The organism is Paenibacillus sp. FSL R7-0313 (assembly GCF_037969885.1).
Taxonomy (GTDB): Bacteria; Bacillota; Bacilli; order Paenibacillales; family Paenibacillaceae; genus Paenibacillus.
Genome location: NZ_CP150219.1, coordinates 190,086 through 207,237, shown reverse-complemented (window position 1 = coordinate 207,237; position 17,152 = coordinate 190,086). Strand labels below are relative to the sequence as shown.

The 17,152-nt window shown below is 45.3% G+C and carries 13 protein-coding genes; 11 read left to right on the top strand and 2 right to left on the bottom strand.

Annotated features, from left to right (window positions below; all coding sequences use genetic code 11):
• Nucleotides 1–135: 135 nt before the first annotated feature.
• The 3 genes from NSQ38_RS00785 (at nt 136) to NSQ38_RS00775 (ending at nt 3,810) form a co-directional block, all read left to right on the top strand.
• Nucleotides 136–1,155 carry a glycoside hydrolase family 88 protein gene (locus NSQ38_RS00785; RefSeq protein WP_339786263.1) on the top strand — a complete coding sequence of 340 codons (1,020 nt, stop codon included), beginning with the start codon at nt 136–138 and terminating at the stop codon, nt 1,153–1,155.
• 13 nt (nt 1,156–1,168) lie between these two features.
• Nucleotides 1,169–3,349, top strand: a complete 2,181-nt coding sequence (gnpA, locus tag NSQ38_RS00780) for a 1,3-beta-galactosyl-N-acetylhexosamine phosphorylase (protein ID WP_339786259.1) — start codon at nt 1,169–1,171, stop codon at nt 3,347–3,349.
• Nucleotides 3,350–3,588: 239 nt separating this feature from the next.
• Entirely contained in the window at nt 3,589–3,810 is a 222-nt protein-coding gene (locus NSQ38_RS00775; RefSeq protein WP_249913525.1) for a hypothetical protein, read from the top strand.
• Between the two features lie 138 nt (nt 3,811–3,948).
• On the opposite strand, the gene NSQ38_RS00770 is transcribed toward NSQ38_RS00775, so the two are convergent.
• Nucleotides 3,949–4,272, bottom strand: coding sequence for a hypothetical protein (locus NSQ38_RS00770; RefSeq protein WP_339786257.1), 324 nt, complete (start codon nt 4,270–4,272; stop codon nt 3,949–3,951).
• A gap of 373 nt (nt 4,273–4,645) precedes the next feature.
• On the opposite strand from NSQ38_RS00770, the gene NSQ38_RS00765 reads away from it, so the two are divergent.
• The 6 genes from NSQ38_RS00765 (at nt 4,646) to NSQ38_RS00740 (ending at nt 13,486) form a co-directional block, all read left to right on the top strand.
• Nucleotides 4,646–6,448, top strand: a complete 1,803-nt coding sequence (locus NSQ38_RS00765) for a sensor histidine kinase (RefSeq protein WP_339786254.1) — start codon at nt 4,646–4,648, stop codon at nt 6,446–6,448.
• 11 nt (nt 6,449–6,459) lie between these two features.
• Nucleotides 6,460–8,034, top strand: a complete 1,575-nt coding sequence (locus tag NSQ38_RS00760; RefSeq protein WP_339786252.1) for a response regulator — start codon at nt 6,460–6,462, stop codon at nt 8,032–8,034.
• A 175-nt stretch (nt 8,035–8,209) separates the two neighbouring features.
• Nucleotides 8,210–9,883 (top strand): extracellular solute-binding protein, encoded by a 1,674-nt coding sequence (locus NSQ38_RS00755; protein ID WP_339786250.1) that lies wholly within the window; start codon nt 8,210–8,212, stop codon nt 9,881–9,883.
• 136 nt (nt 9,884–10,019) lie between these two features.
• Nucleotides 10,020–10,994, top strand: a complete 975-nt coding sequence (locus NSQ38_RS00750) for an ABC transporter permease subunit (protein ID WP_339786247.1) — start codon at nt 10,020–10,022, stop codon at nt 10,992–10,994.
• 15 nt (nt 10,995–11,009) lie between these two features.
• Nucleotides 11,010–11,909 carry a carbohydrate ABC transporter permease gene (locus NSQ38_RS00745; protein ID WP_074093560.1) on the top strand — a complete coding sequence of 300 codons (900 nt, stop codon included), beginning with the start codon at nt 11,010–11,012 and terminating at the stop codon, nt 11,907–11,909.
• Nucleotides 11,906–13,486 (top strand): glycoside hydrolase family 43 protein, encoded by a 1,581-nt coding sequence (locus NSQ38_RS00740; RefSeq protein ID WP_339786244.1) that lies wholly within the window; start codon nt 11,906–11,908, stop codon nt 13,484–13,486. Before NSQ38_RS00745 ends, NSQ38_RS00740 begins: the two co-directional genes overlap by 4 nt.
• Nucleotides 13,487–13,602: 116 nt before the next feature.
• Here NSQ38_RS00740 and NSQ38_RS00735 read toward each other — a convergent pair whose 3' ends face one another.
• Nucleotides 13,603–14,547, bottom strand: coding sequence for an alpha/beta hydrolase (locus NSQ38_RS00735; RefSeq protein WP_339786241.1), 945 nt, complete (start codon nt 14,545–14,547; stop codon nt 13,603–13,605).
• Between the two features lie 193 nt (nt 14,548–14,740).
• Between NSQ38_RS00735 and NSQ38_RS00730 the strand changes: the two genes are divergently transcribed.
• Both NSQ38_RS00730 and sulP read left to right on the top strand, forming a co-directional pair.
• Nucleotides 14,741–15,070, top strand: a complete 330-nt coding sequence (locus NSQ38_RS00730; protein WP_091038881.1) for a metalloregulator ArsR/SmtB family transcription factor — start codon at nt 14,741–14,743, stop codon at nt 15,068–15,070.
• Nucleotides 15,071–15,235: 165 nt separating this feature from the next.
• Nucleotides 15,236–17,011 (top strand): sulfate permease, encoded by a 1,776-nt coding sequence (sulP, locus tag NSQ38_RS00725; protein ID WP_339786238.1) that lies wholly within the window; start codon nt 15,236–15,238, stop codon nt 17,009–17,011.
• Nucleotides 17,012–17,152 lie beyond the last annotated feature (141 nt).

Here is a 17,152-nt window from a genome sequence, read left to right as displayed (position 1 = left end):
GCAGTTTTGTTATGAATATGCTTAGATTGAGACTATTTTACTGCGTACAATGGAATAAGTAAAGCGTTTACAAAAATGGACGGACACCTCTCAGGACGCACTTGGGGGCGTGTGCGAAGGGAGAGGGGAATAACAATGCTTCAAGTGAAATATGACAGGGAACAGATTCTAAACGTAATCGACAGCGTTACCAAGAAAACACTGGATATGGATCTGACATGGGATTGGCCTGGTGGAGTGGCTTATTATGGTGTATCCAGAGCCTATCAAACAACAGGCAACCAAGAGATTCTGGACAGGCTGGTGAAATGGGCGGACGAATATATCGAGCTGGGTCTGCCAAGTTGGACGGTAAATACATGTGCCATGGGTCATGTGCTCATCACTTTATATGAAGAAACCGGGGATCAGAAATATTGGGATATTGTCCTCAGCAAAGTCGATTATCTCCAGAATCATGCACTTCGCTTTGGAGACAATGTGCTTCAGCATACGGTATCCGTTTCCAATGATTTTCCGGAACAGGCTTGGGCGGATACCTTGTTTATGGCGGCATTTTTCCTGCTTCGCGTAGGTAGCAAATTAAAAGATGAAGCCATGATTCAGGATGCGCTGAATCAGTATTACTGGCATATCAAATACCTTCAAGATCCGAGCAGCAGTCTGTGGTATCACGGTTATAACAATATCAACAAGGACCATATGTCCGGATTTTATTGGGGAAGAGCAAACGCTTGGGGAGCCTATACGATGTCTCAAGTAAAACCTCAGCTCAACGACTGGTATTTGTATCCGCAATGTATGGATGTAGAGTGTGCCCTTCGTGATCAATTGGCGGCTCTCAAGCTGGTGCAGACCGAGAACGGCTTGTGGCGTACGGTGTTGGATGACGAAGATTCGTATGAAGAGGTATCAGCTTCCGCTGGTATTGCAGCAGCGATGATCAATAACGGTAATCCACTGCATACCAAATACGTGCAAAAGGCACTGGAAGGCATCCTGAACAACATTAGCGAAGATGGGCGCGTGCTTGGTGTATCTGGCGGGACGGCGGTAATGAAGGATCGGGATGGCTATCGCAATATTCCAAAAGATTGGATTCAGGGCTGGGGTCAGGGCCTGGCACTCGCTTTTCTGTCCGATATGTTGAGATAGGGAGGGAACCCAAATGTCCAAACCAACCAAAGGCTCCTTTACATTACCGGGAGAATCCGGTTACGAGGCACTGACGCTGGAACTTGCCGATCGCTGGGGAGCCGATGTGATCCGTGATAGTGACGGTACGAAATTGTCCGATGAGATTATTAATGCCGGATATGGCATCTATTCAACCATTTGCATTATTCGGGATCATAATGAGTGGGCATCCCGTAATCTGGATAAACTGCAGCAATGTTTTCTCATTACGAATCCGAAGGTCGCTGTACAAGATTATGTATCCATCTATCTGATGGAGGATTTCTTCGCTGAACAATTCAGGGTGAATGATTCCAAAGAAGCGTTTAAATATTGGCAAGTTTATGATCGAACGACTGGGGAAGAGGTACCTAGAGGACAGTGGAATTATGAAAGGGAATCTGGCAATGTTGTCATTACTGGCGTTGCTCCTTGGCATAAATACACTGTGAGTTTCATGGTTTATCGGATCTGGGAAGAGATCTCCATGTACAATCACACGACGAATAATTGGGACAAAGAGCATCTGATGCAGATTGACCCGATCTATACGGACACCCAAACCTATTTGCTGGATTGGATGGAAAAGTGGTGCCAAGAACACCCGGAAACAACGGTTGTACGTTTTACGTCCCTATTTTATAACTTCGCCTGGATCTGGGGCAGTGATGAGCGGAATCGCCATCTGTTCTCGGATTGGGGTTCATACGATTTCACAGTAAGTTCGAGAGCGCTGGATCTGTTTGCTCAAAAATATGGGTATTCACTCTCCGCCGAAGACTTTGTGAATGGCGGTAAATATCAGGTCACTCATATGCCTGCGGATCAGCGCAAACTGGACTGGATGGCATTTATCAATGATTTTGTCATTGAATTCGGTAAAAAGTTGATTGATATTGTGCACAAACATAACAAGCTGGCGTATGTCTTCTATGATGACAGCTGGGTAGGCATGGAGCCGTACAATGATCGCTTTGAGGAATTTGGATTCGACGGCATGATCAAATGTGTGTTCTCCGGTTATGAGGCTAGAATGTGCTCAGGTGTTAAGGCTGATACCCATGAGATTCGCTTGCATCCCTACTTGTTCCCAGTTGGCTTAGGTGGGCTTCCTACCTTCAAGGAGGGCGGAGATCCTACCCTGGATGCGAAGAAATATTGGATTAATATCCGGCGTGCGCTGCTGCGTGAGTCGATTGACCGGATTGGACTGGGTGGATATTTGCATCTGGTTGAGCCTTACCCGGACTTTGTGGATTATATCGAGAAGATTGCCCATGAATTCAGGGAAATGAAAGAGCTGCATCAGGCTGGAAAACCATATCAGATCAAGACAAAGGTAGCCGTGCTGCATAGCTGGGGCAAGTTAAGATCGTGGACCTTGTCCGGTCATTTTCATGAAACACATATGCATGATCTGATCCATGTGAATGAGGCCTTATCCGGGTTGCCGATTGAGGTCCAATTCATTGATTTTGAAGATATTCGTCAAGGCGTATTGAAAGATGTGGATGTCGTCATTAATGCGGGTTCCGCTGGTTCTGCTTGGAGTGGCGGAGCACACTGGAATGACCACCAATGTGTAGACATCCTGACGCAGTGGGTGCACGAAGGCGGTACCTTTATGGGGATCAACCAGCCTTCAGCGGTCCACGGGTACGACACCTTTTTTAGAATGGCGCATGTGCTTGGGGTAGATGAGGATACAGGTGCAAGAGTTGTTCATGGAAGATGGTCGGTTGAGGCTCACGATGAACACGGGCTGGTGCCAGTAGAGGCTAATCTATCTTCAAATCGTAATGGGAACATTTATCTAACGGATGGGACAGCCAAGGTATTGCACGAGACTGACGGTAACATTACGTTGTCCACACATGCTTTTGGAAAAGGAAAAGGGATCTATCTGTCTTCATTCGAATTTAACTGGGAAAATACGAGATTACTACAGAATCTGATTCGTTTTGCGGGCCAGGAATCCCAGGAAACAAAATACATTACGGATAACTTATTTACAGAGTGTACTTATTATCCGGAGAGTAAAATACTGGTCGTCATTAACAATAGTGATCAAGTTCAAACGACGACGATTGATACCGAGTATGACAAACATACTGTGGAATTAGATCCGTATGATACGGTAATCACGAATATTGGCTTAATCAAATCAGTGTAGGAACGGATATGGCTTCTATTTCATAACGAAAAAAGCTCAAGTCAGCGGCTATCAGCCAAAGCTTGAGCTTTTGTTGTATTCAGTATCTCTTAAAGCCTGTATTCCCGACTGGATTGATAAGTTAAGTGCGTATTATACAACAAATTTTATGGAAATGCAAGAGGAAAAAGATTGCTTTTACGTAGGCTATCGTTTATTCTAAAAAAAGGAAGTCTACTACATTTTAATAGGAGGTATGAATGATGGAAAATATGATGATGATGAACATGATGATGAACATGTGTATGGAAGAAATGATGTGCAAGATGAAATCCATGAAGATGATGATGGAATGCATGGAAGACAAAAGCATGATGGAAGGCATGGACATGAATAAAATGATGTCCTGTATGCAAGAGTGCGACGAAATGATGACCACTATGATGGGCATGATGAGCAACATGAAGAAAGCATCCATGTAATTATCAATTATTTATTTAATGTAAAGCTGGCGGGCTTTACATAGGTGCGGGAACAGTTGACTGTACGCATCACAACAAAAGCATAGTAAGCCTTAATCAAGGCGGGTTAAGCAGACAAACTGCAGACCGGCTTTTTCTTTATTTATATTGAAGAATCTTCCTCGACACATCGATACGCATAAGCTTTAATTTGAACCATTGCTCCTGTAGGGAATCGGTCTGAGAACCTTCGGAAGCAACCCGCAGTTTATTAAAAATTTCCAATATCTGGTTGTTAATCCGGTCATAGTTGGCAAGCAATTCACGCAGCATAATAACCTTTCGTTCTTTCTGCAGCAATTCATCCTTCTGCTCTTGAAGCTTTTCGAGAATATCTTCAGCCCATTCCGAGTCTCCGATGGTACGGGCATAATTATATAAATCCAAATAATCGTTAACCCAAGCTTGTGTCCAAGAACTCATGGCGTTATTCACTCCAGTCAGCTTCACTTTTCTATATACCGAGTATTATACCCGGAATAATATAATTTACAAGTGGATTATAGGATTTTTTGGGATAAACATAGGTGGTATGATCAATGCTCTGGTTGGCAAGCCGTTTGTAGAGCTTCGTGTTGTCGGGAAATAAACCTTCATGAGTTCGGCTGTAGTATTTCAATTCATCCAATTTGTATTCTGGAAAATAAATTAAAAATATACTATGTTATAGGTGGACAGATGAAGGGGGACGTTCATTGCTCAACCCCAAATATCTGGAGCTCTTGTTATGTAATCAATATGACTTTGAGTAATAACGTTGATGTTATGTAATGGTTAGAGGAGACAAGGATAAAACATGAGCCGCAAGACATACTGTAAGCGCATTCAGTTTATGGAAGATTGGAGTCTCAAAACCAAGTTGTACATATTGTTCATTTTTTGTGTGCTGGTCCCGGTCCTGGTCACAAATACCGTGTTTTACCAAAGTATCAAAGGTAACATTGAAGAGAAGGAGCATAGCCGATTCAATGAAATGCAGCAAAGGATCAAGTTCAACCTGCGGAACAGTATAGACAATAGCTTGTATGTGTCCAATTTTCTCTATACCGATGGAACGCTGAACCGGTTCATGGAGTTCAAGTATCGCGATCAGGAAGACTATTACTCTGCCTACTATGATATGCTTAGCAACAACAATCTGGTCAGGTACTACTACAGCTACCAGCAGGTGAATCAAATTACGTTTTATGTTGGCAATGATACCTTCGTCAATGGAGGAAACTTCATTAAGCTGGATGATGAGGTGAAAAAAAGTGATTGGTATCAAGCGTTGATGAACACAAGCGACCATATCATGATCTATTCGTATTTTGACAAACAGCAGGCGGAGATGTCGCAAAGTCAGGGAGGACGCAAAGTAAGCATTATTCGTAAGCTGGATTACTTTGGGGAGCAGCAGGTTGAAAAGGTGTTAAAGGTAGATCTGGACTACGCTTTTATCAACAAATCGCTTAAAAATGAGGGAGCAAATGGGAAGGTGTATGTCGTTTCAGATGGCAGGGTCATTTTCTCGAACGATTCAAAAATGAATCAGACGCGCAAGCCATTTAATCTGATTGCAAACAGTCCAATTGACCCTGTTCAATCCATGCAATCGATTCCCGTCGTATCCGAGGATTGGCAGATTGTCGTCAGCACGGAGAAATTGGACGTTCTGTCGGAGATTGTTAATTCAAAGCTTAATTTGACTTTACTAATCATTCTCAATCTGTTGGTGCCGACACTGCTAATCTGGTTGATATCCAGATCACTGGTCATCAGAGTTGATCGGATAGCGAAGCATCTGGATCAAGTGAAGCATGAGAAATTTGAAGTGATATCGGGACCTGTGGGCAAGGACGAGATCGGCAGCCTGACCCATAGTTATAACATGATGGTCATCAAGATTAAGAACCTGATTGAGATTGTGTTTAAGGGTCAGGTGGAGCGGCAAGCACTTGAACTTTCCAAAAAGCAGGCGGAGCTGAAAGCCCTTCAGAGTCAGGTGAATCCCCATTTCATGTTCAACACGCTTGAAACGATCCGTATGCGGAGCTTGATCAAGGACGAGCTTGAAACCTCCGATGTCATTCATAAACTGGCACTGCTGTTACGTCAGACGATCAATTGGGGCGACGATCTGATTACAATTGCAGAGGAAATCAATTTTGTGGAGAGTTATCTGAGTATCCAGCAGTATCGCTTTGGCGAAAAGCTGCAATTCGCAATCCGGATCACAGACGAATCCATTGCTGCCATGATGATACCAAAGCTCACCGTCCTCACCTTTGTGGAGAATGCTTGTATCCATGGCATTGAGGGGACGTCGAATGATGGGGTCGTGGAGGTATTATTCGAAATTCGAAGTAAGGATCTGTACATTTCCATTCGAGATACCGGAGTCGGTATGGATCAGGACAAGCTGGCCTCGCTCCGCAAAATGATGCAAGACCCGAGTATGGATCGGATGAGCGAGCTTAGCAGCATTGGTATGATGAATGCATATATTCGGCTGCGGATGTATTTTGATGATTTCGTTCAGGTGCACATATTCAGTGAAAAGGGGAAAGGAACAACGATTGGCATTCAAATTCCTCTTATGCAGGCATCTCAAGAATAAGGAGCGAGGATATGATCAACGTGCTGATTGTGGACGATGAGCCATTTATTCGCCAAGGACTTCTATTGTTAATTGATTGGGAGTCTTACGGATTTCAGATTTGCGGTCAGGCTTCCAATGGCATGAAGGCATTGGAGTGTATACGCGCTATGCAGCCCGATCTGGTGATTTCCGACATTAAGATGCCGGAAATGGACGGATTGCAGCTTGCCCAAACCTTGTACGAGCAATATAGCGGTGACATCAAGCTGATTCTTCTTAGTGGATTCTATGAGTTCGGATATGCCAAGCAGGCAATTAAATACCAGGTAGATGACTATATTCTCAAGCCTATTGTGAAAACCGAACTGGTTCAGGTGCTTGAGGAGTTCAGGGTCGCATTTAATGCGCGGACGGAAGAGAAGCGATATCAGCAAAAAAAAGATCGGATTATTATGGCTCAGCATATGCAGTCAATTTTGCTTGGGGTGGCTGAGGAGGATGCTGTTACGAGTCTGCAGCCCCACTATCAAGATGCCGGCATACTGCGTTGCATCCTGATTGAGGCGGAAGCTGGTCCAGAACAGGGAACGGATTGGTGCGCTCGGGTTGAGGCATGGGTGGGCAAGCCCTTACCGGGACAAATTTTGAAGCCATTCACAGGCGATAAAAATGCGGTTCTGCTCATTGTTACGGACCTGATGGTGAGCCGTGAGGCAGTGACCTTGGAGCAATATTTGACCCGGTTACATGCCGATCTGAGCCATGGTCAAGAGGCGGCTATTGCTTGTTATGTCGGGAAGGAAGTACATGAGTTGGAGGCGCTGCACGAGTCTTATCAATCCTGCGGCATAATGAAAAGCTTACGTTTCTTCACCACTTGCAGGACCATTTATTACTTCGAACTTATGGATACGACCCTATTTGTTAATCGGCCGGGACAGTTCGAAAAACAATTGTTTGATGGGCTAGTCAAGACTATTGAGGAGCAGCAGACGGATGAGTTATACAGTCATGCAAAGGCCATTTTTCAATTTTTTCTGGATGAGCGAATCGAGCCTGGTATTGTCCGCATCCACTTGCATTATTTGGCATACACATTGCTGGATCTCGTGAATAACGATACGGTTACTCCAGATTCCACGCTGATGGAATCGACTTTTCTGAAGGTGAACTACGCGATGTTATCCATGGAGGAAAACATTGAACATTTATGCGAATTTTCGCTCATGTGCGCAGAGAAACTGAAGGAGCAGCAAAAGTCGAATGCAATGGGCGTATTAGCCAAAATTGAGGCTTTCATTCACGAGCATTACAGAGAAAATATCAGCCTGAAATTGCTCGGGGAGCAGTTTTACATGAATAGTGCATATCTGGGTCAGATTTTCAAAAAGCATTTCTCGATCAGCTTCAGTGATTATTTGAATCAATTGCGTATTGAGGAAGCCGCCCGGCTGTTGCGCAGAACAGATCAAAGAGTATACGAAATCGCAACAATGGTGGGATATCGGGATTCCGATTACTTTATTAGCCGGTTCGAGAAACTCATGGGGGAGACTCCTGCACAATATCGTAAAAGTGCCCATGCTGCGTACTCTCTTGATTAACATCCTGCACTCCTTGACGGAGCGGCGGGATATTTTTTTTCGCAGATGCTGGAATTAGTGGGATTCCATCTATAGTTTATCCCGTTGAGAGGGGCATGGAAGCATGATAATTTTAAGTCAGCCTTTGGAAAGCGCTTTCCAAAAAGCTTCTGTCAATATAATCGATGGAGGGGTCATGATGAAAAAGGATGTTAGAAAAAGAATCAAGTATAGTGCTCTGCTCGCTTTAATACTGGTCATCGCACTCACTGGATGTACACCGGGATCGTCCTCGAAAGGGGAAAAGACAGCAGATGGAAGGGAATTGAAACAATTTTCCGCATTTTTTGCCGTACCGGGAAAAATTGCGCCTGACGATAATCGGGTGTTAAAGGCTATTGAGGAGAAAACAGGCGTCAGAGTCACGATGGACTGGCTTACGGGCCAAACAGCCAAAGAGCGGATTGGTGTACTCATTGCAGGCGGCGAATATCCCGATTTTATCGATGGGAGTGATGGTACTCAGCAACTGGTAGCAGCAGGAGCGTTAGTACCACTTGAGGATTACATCGATAAATATCCAAACATCAAAAATTACCTGGGCGAAGACTGGAAGAAGATGAAAAATACGACGGATGGACATATCTACTTCATTCCTCAATTCGGCAATATACAAGAGAAATCGATGAAAGTATCCCATGACGGAGAAGCATTCTGGATTCAGAAGGCCGTACTGGAGTGGGATAATTATCCGACAATCAAAACGCTTGACCAATACTTTGACTTGATTGAACGGTATAAAACAGCTCACCCGACCGTTGATGGTCAGCCAACAATTGGATTTGAAATTATCTCCTATGACTGGCGTTATTTCGCACTGGAGAACCCTCCGCTCTTCATGGCTGGTTATCCGAACGAAGGCGCAGCCATCGTTGATAAAGAAACGCTGACGGCTAAAAACTACAATACCATTCCTGAAGCGAAAGCATATTTCAAGAAGATCAATGAGGTATATCATCAAGGCCTGGTCGATAACGAAACCTTTACAGCAAACTATGATCAATATATCTCCAAAATTTCAACCGGACGTGTGCTGGGCATGGTGGACCAAGGATGGCAGTTCCTTGACGCCGAGGCATCACTCGTGAAACAAAAATTGTATGACAAAACCTATGTACCGTTGTCCATTACACTCTCCGAGGATGTTAAAGGGCGCTATCAGAACAATCCAATCCTTAACGTAAATGGCGGCTTGGCCATTACAAAGAGCTGCGAGGATATCGAGGGAGCACTTCAATATATTAATGATTTGTTGGACCCTGAGATGGAAGTATTGAGAACCTGGGGACAGGAAGGCGTGGATTATCAAGTCGATGACAAAGGCGTGTTCTCCAGAAATGAGGAGCAACGTGCGAATTCCAAAGATCCGGACTGGGTACTGGCGAACACGGGAAGCCCATTGGTCTATTTCCCGCATCATGAGGGCATGACCGCTGACGGGAAGAATGCACTTGACCCTAAGGAGCAGCCGGAGGAGTATCTTGCCACATTGAATGACATCGACAAAAAAGTGCTGAAGGCTTATGGATATACGAAGTTTACGGACTTCCTTGAGCCTGCGGAGGAAAATGAACCGTGGTTCCCAATCTATACCTATAATTTCGAACCAAATAAACCGGAGACCATCGCCAGACAGAAGATGGACGATGTAAAACGCAAATGGCTGCCAAAAGTGATTATGACTTCACCAGCCGAATTTGATAAAGCCTGGGAAGAGTATCAAGCCACACTCAAGGAAAGTGCAGATATTAAAGCGTATGAAGATGCGCTGACGGAAGAAGTCCGCAGACGTATGGAACTGTGGGGGTAAAGTCCTGTCACACAGAATGGCTATGGGGAACCCCGTAGCCTTTCTTACACGCTAGATTTGGAGATTGGATAGGAATGGAATCGATTCACCCAGACTGGGTGATATAGATAAACTCGTAAGCAAGGAGAGAAAAAACATGGCCAAAAAGGAGTTGCAGCCTTCGTTTAAAACCAGCCATATCCCAGCGGGAACAAGCTGGATCGGGTACAACCTGTCCAGAATGAAAAGTCAGCGACAATTAATGTGGATGTCATTTCCGTTTATTGCGTTTATCGCTATTTTTGCGTATGGACCATTATGGGGCTGGTTGATGGCGTTTCAGAATTATAGACCGGGCATTGGTTTTATGGAGCAGGATTGGGTGGGGCTGGATCATTTTCGAACGTTATTCACGGACCCTACATTTTTACGTGTCATTCGCAATACGCTGGCGATGAGCCTGATCAGTCTGTTTCTGGGATTTGTCGGCTCGATTGGTCTGGCGCTGTTATTAAATGAACTGCGAATGGTATTGTTCAAACGTGTGGTACAGACAGTTTCCTACCTTCCACATTTCCTGTCGTGGATCATCGTAACAGGTATCGTTGCAAATGTATTGTCAACGGAAACAGGAATTGTGAATGTACTGCTGACGAAATTGGGCCTGATTGATGCACCGATCAATTTTTTTGCTGAACCCAAATACTTCTGGGGGATTGTGGGTCTGTCCAGCATGTGGAAGGAAATTGGCTGGGGCACGATTATTTATCTGGCGGCCATGGCGTCGATTAATCCGAGCTTGTACGAGGCAGCTTCCATCGACGGAGCCGGGCGGTTTCGCAAAATGTTCAATGTCACGCTTCCAAGCATCAAACCAACGATCATTATCCTGCTCATCATCAACGTTGGTAACGTACTGAACGCAGGTTTTGAGATTCAATACTTGCTGGGGAACGGACTTGTGCAGGATGTATCCGAGACAATCGACATTTTTGTTTTGAAATACGGGATTAATCTCGGTAACTACTCACTTGCCACCGCAGCAGGCATTTTCAAAAGTGTGGTCAGTCTGGTGCTCATATTTATCGCCAACGGGATTGCCAAGTCTCTCGGTGAAGAGCGATTGATATGATAAGGGGGCAGAGCTGTGAAGCGATTTAGTAGAAAACGAAGCTTGGGAGATTCTATTTTTTCCATCACCAATGGCATATTTATGTTGCTTGTCATGGTTGTTACGTTATATCCTTTTTTAAACACTATTGCCGTATCTTTCAATAACGGGCTGGATACGATCCGCGGGGGGATCTATCTCTGGCCGAGGGAATGGACGCTGCAAAATTACGTCTCCGTATTCCAGAATCCGAATCTGACACAAGCCGCATTTATTTCGGTTGCCAGAACTGTGGTAGGAACGGTTGTACAGCTGTTCTGTACAGCCATGTTGGCCTATGTGCTGAGCCGCAAGGAGTATATGTTTAACAAATTGGTCACGACGCTGTTCGTCATGACGATGTATTTCAGCGGCGGCTTAATTCCGGGATACATGCTGATCAAACAAGTGGGGCTGCTGAACAGCTTCTGGGTATACATTATTCCCGGCTTGATCGGAGTGTTTAACATGATCGTCATTCGTACCTACATTCAGGGACTGTCGGAGGGATTGATTGAATCCGCGAAGATGGATGGAGCCGGAGATTTTCGGATTTTCATGCGTATCGTGCTTCCCTTATCCAAGCCGGTTCTGGCTACGGTTGCACTGTTTATTGCTGTAGGTCAGTGGAACTCCTGGTTTGACTCCATGTTGTACACGGCGGGAAATCGTAATTTGACCACCTTGCAGTATGAACTGATGAAATTGTTATCCTCTGCGACCTCACAGGGGGGAACCGTCAACGTGGATTCATTCAAAAATGTAACCAACATGGTGACGCCTGTATCCATTCGGGCAGCCATCACGGTTGTGACGGCAATGCCGATCGTTTTACTGTATCCGTTCTTGCAAAAATACTTTGTGACTGGACTAACCATTGGAGGGGTAAAAGAATGAAAAATGCAAATCAAAGCGAACAATGCACGTTTAACAATCCGATTATGCCCGGGTTTTATCCAGATCCGTCCGTATGCCGGGTGGGTGAAGATTTTTATCTGGTGACGTCAACATTTGCCTATTTTCCTGGCGTTCCGATCTTTCAGAGCCGTGATCTAGTGAATTGGAAACAGATTGGCAATGTGCTGGACCGCCCTTCGCAATTAAATCTTCAGGGAGCAGGCCATTCACAGGGGATATTCGCTCCAACGCTTCGGTATCATGAAGGCACCTTCTATATGATTACAACCAATGTATCGCATGGCGGTAATTTTGTTGTAACCGCTACCGACCCGGCTGGGCCATGGTCTGATCCTTATTTTATTGAAGGTGCAGAAGGCATAGACCCTACGATTTTCTTTGATGACGGCAAAGCGTATTACCTTGGTACACGTCCTTGCTCCGAGGGAGTTCGTTATAATGGGAACTGGGAAGTGTGGCTGCGGGAGTTGGATCTGGGCAGTATGAAGCTGGTGGGAGACAGTTACGTTCTGTGGCGCGGGGCGATGGTGGATGTCATCTGGCCGGAAGGCCCGCATCTGTATAAGATCGATGAATATTACTATTTATTGATTGCAGAGGGAGGCACAGGACCAAACCATGCCGTGACCATTGCTCGTAGCAAAAGTTTGACCGAAGGATACGTCGGGAATCCGAATAATCCAATCATTACACATCGCCATTTGGGTAAACGTTACCCTGTTGTTAATGTAGGACATGCCGATCTGGTACAGGCTGCGAATGGTCAATGGTTCATGGTTATGCTGGCTTCCCGCCCGTATGGAGGGAGTTATAGCAACCTGGGGCGGGAGACGTTCCTTGCTTCTGTCGTTTGGGAGGACGGATGGCCTGTTGTCAATGAGGGCCGCGGAATTCTGGAGGAGCAGGGCACGTTGGATTTGAAGCCTGTTCCGGTAGAGCCGCAACTGCGTTTTGACCATTTTGACAGCGATCGTCTGGGATTGCAATGGATGTTCCTGCGTAATCCGCAGGAAGACTTGTATTCATTAACTGAACGAAAAGGATACTTGCGACTGAAGCTGAAACCGCAAACATTGAAGGAAAAAGAGAATTCCAGCTTTGTCTGCCTACGGCAGAGGCATATGGATTACGTGGCGGCTACAGCGATGGAATTTGTGCCTGGGAATGCAAACGAAACGGCTGGTCTTGTCGTCATTCAGAACGATCAGTACCACGTACGGATTGAGCGTGCTCTGGCCGAGAATGAGCATGTGCTGCGTGTGGTGACCGTTATGGATGGTCAGGATACCCACATCGCGCAAATCGCGCTGGATGATGAAGTATCACGAGTGTATATCAAACTGGCGGCGACAGGTCAGCAACTCAACTTCTATTACAGCACGGATGGAAGTCAGTATCATCTGGTGGCGGAACAGGTGGATACAAGCAGCCTGAGCACCGAAGTAGCTGGTGGTTTTGTTGGCTGCTGTATCGGAATGTTTAGCAGCAGCAACGGTACTTCATCTGATCAGGTAGCGGACTTTGACTGGTTTGAATATGGTTCATATGATAATTAGATGATAGAATAACAGCAAGAAAGCTCAATCCGGTGGCTGTAGTCCAGGGATTGAGCTTTTTTTTCGTTCTTTTTGCCAAAGGGAAAACTGTGGGGGAGAGCGGGACGCGTTACTGCTTATTGATTAGTTTCATATATTGAGTTTTTAATGATGTTAACTATTTTACGCTGAGCATCCCTGGCTTCCGGAATCGGATAGAGGACAAAGACATGGTTCATTTTGGGGTAAACGTACGTTTGGTGATCGATTCTTTGATCCGTCAGCAGTTTGTCGAGCTTCATATTATCAGGAAACAAACCCTCGTGGGTCCCGATAAAGATGCTGATTTTGCCCAAACCGGCGAAATCTCCGTAGATTGGACTGATTAACGGATCGTTCAACGGTTTGTCAGCTGCCCAGATCCGCCGAATGACATCATACCCTTCCACAGCGAGCATAGGGTCGCGGGTTTCGTAATCGAATATGACCGGATTGTCCAGCACCATATCCACACAAGGTGATAACAAGATGAAATCTTTGGGCTGTGGGAGATCATGCATCTTCAGATAATGGGCCAAGGCAAGGGAGATGTTCCCGCCTGCGGAATCGCCCATAATGGTGAGTTGTGCCGAGTCGTTCACGGAGGCAAGGAGATCCCGGTATAGATTGAGCAATTTCGGATACGTATGCTGATAATTAAAATGCGGAACCTTTGGATAGATGGGAGCAACAACTTTGGCATTCAGAGCCTTAGCCATGCGGTCCATGAATTTCCAGTGTAAAGATAGCGGCTGGTGTGTATGTGCCCCGCCATGAATGTAGAGAATGACCCTCTGTTCACGGGAATGCTGATCGTTTAATATGAATACCTGCATGTCTTCATGGGAGCGCTCTTTGATGGAAGATGACAGTTTTGTTTTACCCAAGGTATAAGGTTTAATGTTTTCCAAGCCCATATGATCCAGGTGTTTGCGGGTAAGCTCGCGTGTTGAAAAAAACTTCTTGGTATCTAACGTTCCGATATATTTCTCGAATAGAAAGCTCGTCAACGAGCGTTTATGGTTATGGATATACATGTTCATTGAGGAATCACCCTTCCTGATGGAGTTCAGATATACGATCTGTGGAGACTATAAGTAAAGTATAAAGGTTGAAGTGTACTTCAAGGTCAATCTTAATTTTTCCATCAAACCGTTATGGTTAGAGTAAAGCATGGTACCCGTTCTATGTTATGATATTTGCATCTTCAAAAGTTCGATTGAAGGGGCATAGCGTATGAATCAGAGCATACAACAGTTTAAAGCGGATTTTTTCAAAGCATTGGCACACCCGATGCGGATTCAGATTCTGGAACTGCTGAGTGAAGGAGCCAAAAACGTGAATGAACTGCAAAGCATTCTGGGATCGGAAGGTTCTGCCGTTTCACAGCAACTGGCTGTATTGCGCAGCAAAAATGTTGTTCAGGGAATCAAAGAAGGGACAACCGTCACATATTCGCTGCGTGATCCGCTGATTAAGGACCTGCTGGCAGTCACCAAACAGATTTTTGACAATCATCTGGTTGATGCCATTTCCATGCTGGAAGATATTCGTAAAGAGTCCTGACACAATAAACAAGAGCAACTGGATGTAATCACCGGAGGTTCTTGTTTTTTTGTGTTAGTTCCCGTTGGAATTGTGCGTAATCCGATTGACAGGACGTATGCAGGGGAGTAGTCTTTTAAATATATTCAAATATTCAAATATATGAAGAAAAGAAGGTTTTTGTACATGAGATGGATGGGGAGATATGCAGGGTATAATGCTGCCGATTTTCGCAAGGATCTGTTATCAGGGCTGATTGTAGGTATCATTGCGATTCCACTCGGTATGGCATTTGCCATCGCTTCCGGGGTCAAACCGGAGTATGGATTGTACACCACTGTAATCGCAGGGATTCTCATTTCCTTGCTGGGTGGGTCCAAGTTCCAGATTGGCGGGCCAACGGGGGCATTCATTCCAATCCTCTTTGCCATTGTGATGCAGTATGGATATGAGAATCTGCTGATCGCCGGAATGATGGCCGGCTTGATGCTTGTACTTATGGGCGTATTCAAGCTTGGGGCGTTAATCAAGTTTATTCCAAGGCCGGTGACTATCGGTTTTACGGCAGGGATCGCCGTCATTATTTTTAGCGGACAAATTACGAACTTCCTGGGACTTCGAGGCATCGAGAAACACGAGGACTTCTGGTCCAATATGAAAGAAATCGGGATGCATATCTCAACGATTAATATATACAGTGTGCTTACAGCTGGAATCTGTCTGGCTGTTCTTCTGCTTGTGCCCAAGTTTGCACCAAAGGTGCCTGCATCACTGGTGGGGCTGGTTCTTTCGACGGTAGTCGCGGCGTTCTTTTTTGAAGGGCAGGTGGCTACGATCGGTTCGTCCTTTGGCGCCATACCTAACGCTTTGCCTCAGTTTCATATGCCTGAGATCACTTGGGAGCGTATCGTGAACTTGCTGCAACCCGCTTTTGTCATTGCCATGCTGGGTGGAATTGAATCGCTGCTGTCGGCTGTTGTTGCCGATGGCATGACCGGAAGTCGGCATAACAGCAATCGAGAGTTGATTGGGCAGGGAATTGCTAATATGGTGACGCCGTTATTTGGTGGTATTCCTGCAACAGGAGCGATTGCACGTACAGCAACAAATATCAAATCCGGCGCAGTATCGCCGTGGTCTGGCGTGATTCACGGTGTAGTGGTTTTGCTGGTACTTGTTCTCTTTGCGCCATATGCATCCCACATTCCTCTTGCCAGTATGGCTCCCGTTCTCATGCTGGTTGCTTGGAATATGAGTGAACGAAGATCCTTCATACATGTCATGAAAACCAAGACGAGCGATTCACTCGTTCTGCTGATTACCTTTTTGCTGACCGTATTTACAAGTTTAACAACGGCTGTAGAGGTTGGGTTGATTCTGGCTGTTCTTTTATTTGTTAAGCGGATGAGTGAGATGTTGAAGGTTGCCAAAGTACTGCCCGATCCCGAGCATAAACATGAGAAAGTTATGGCCCACATGGTTCGGGAAGGACATGACTGTCCGCAAATAAGCCTATATACAATTGAAGGGCCACTGTTTTTCGGGGCAGCGGATATGTTTGAGAAGTCGGTCATGGATTCGATTCATCGGCGACCAGGCACTCTGCTGTTGCGCATGGGCAAGGTGCCTTTTATGGATACAACAGGTGAATCCAATCTGGCCCGTGTTGTCAAACATATGGAGAGATCCGGGGGCAGAGTTTTACTTTCAGGCATTCAGGCGCAACCGTTGGAAATGCTGAAGAGAACAGGTTTGATTGAACGGATTGGTTCGGATCATATGTTTGAGCACACGGGTGAAGCTATCAATTATGCATTGCAGCATCTGGATGTTCAGAAATGTAAGGGGTGCAAACATTTTGCCTTCCGTGAATGTGCTGCATTGTCGAGCACTGGCGGCGATCCAGCGCGTAATAGCCTGCTTAAATCTGGAAAGCGGGCCAATGCAAATAACCTTATCTAATCCCGCTGATGCGAGATGGAACTATAGGATTCTAAAGAGTATTTACTCATCAAAATATATATTCTGGAAAATAAATAAAAAATATACTATGTTATAGGTTGATAGGTGAAAGGATTACATCGTTCATCAGATGAGAAATAA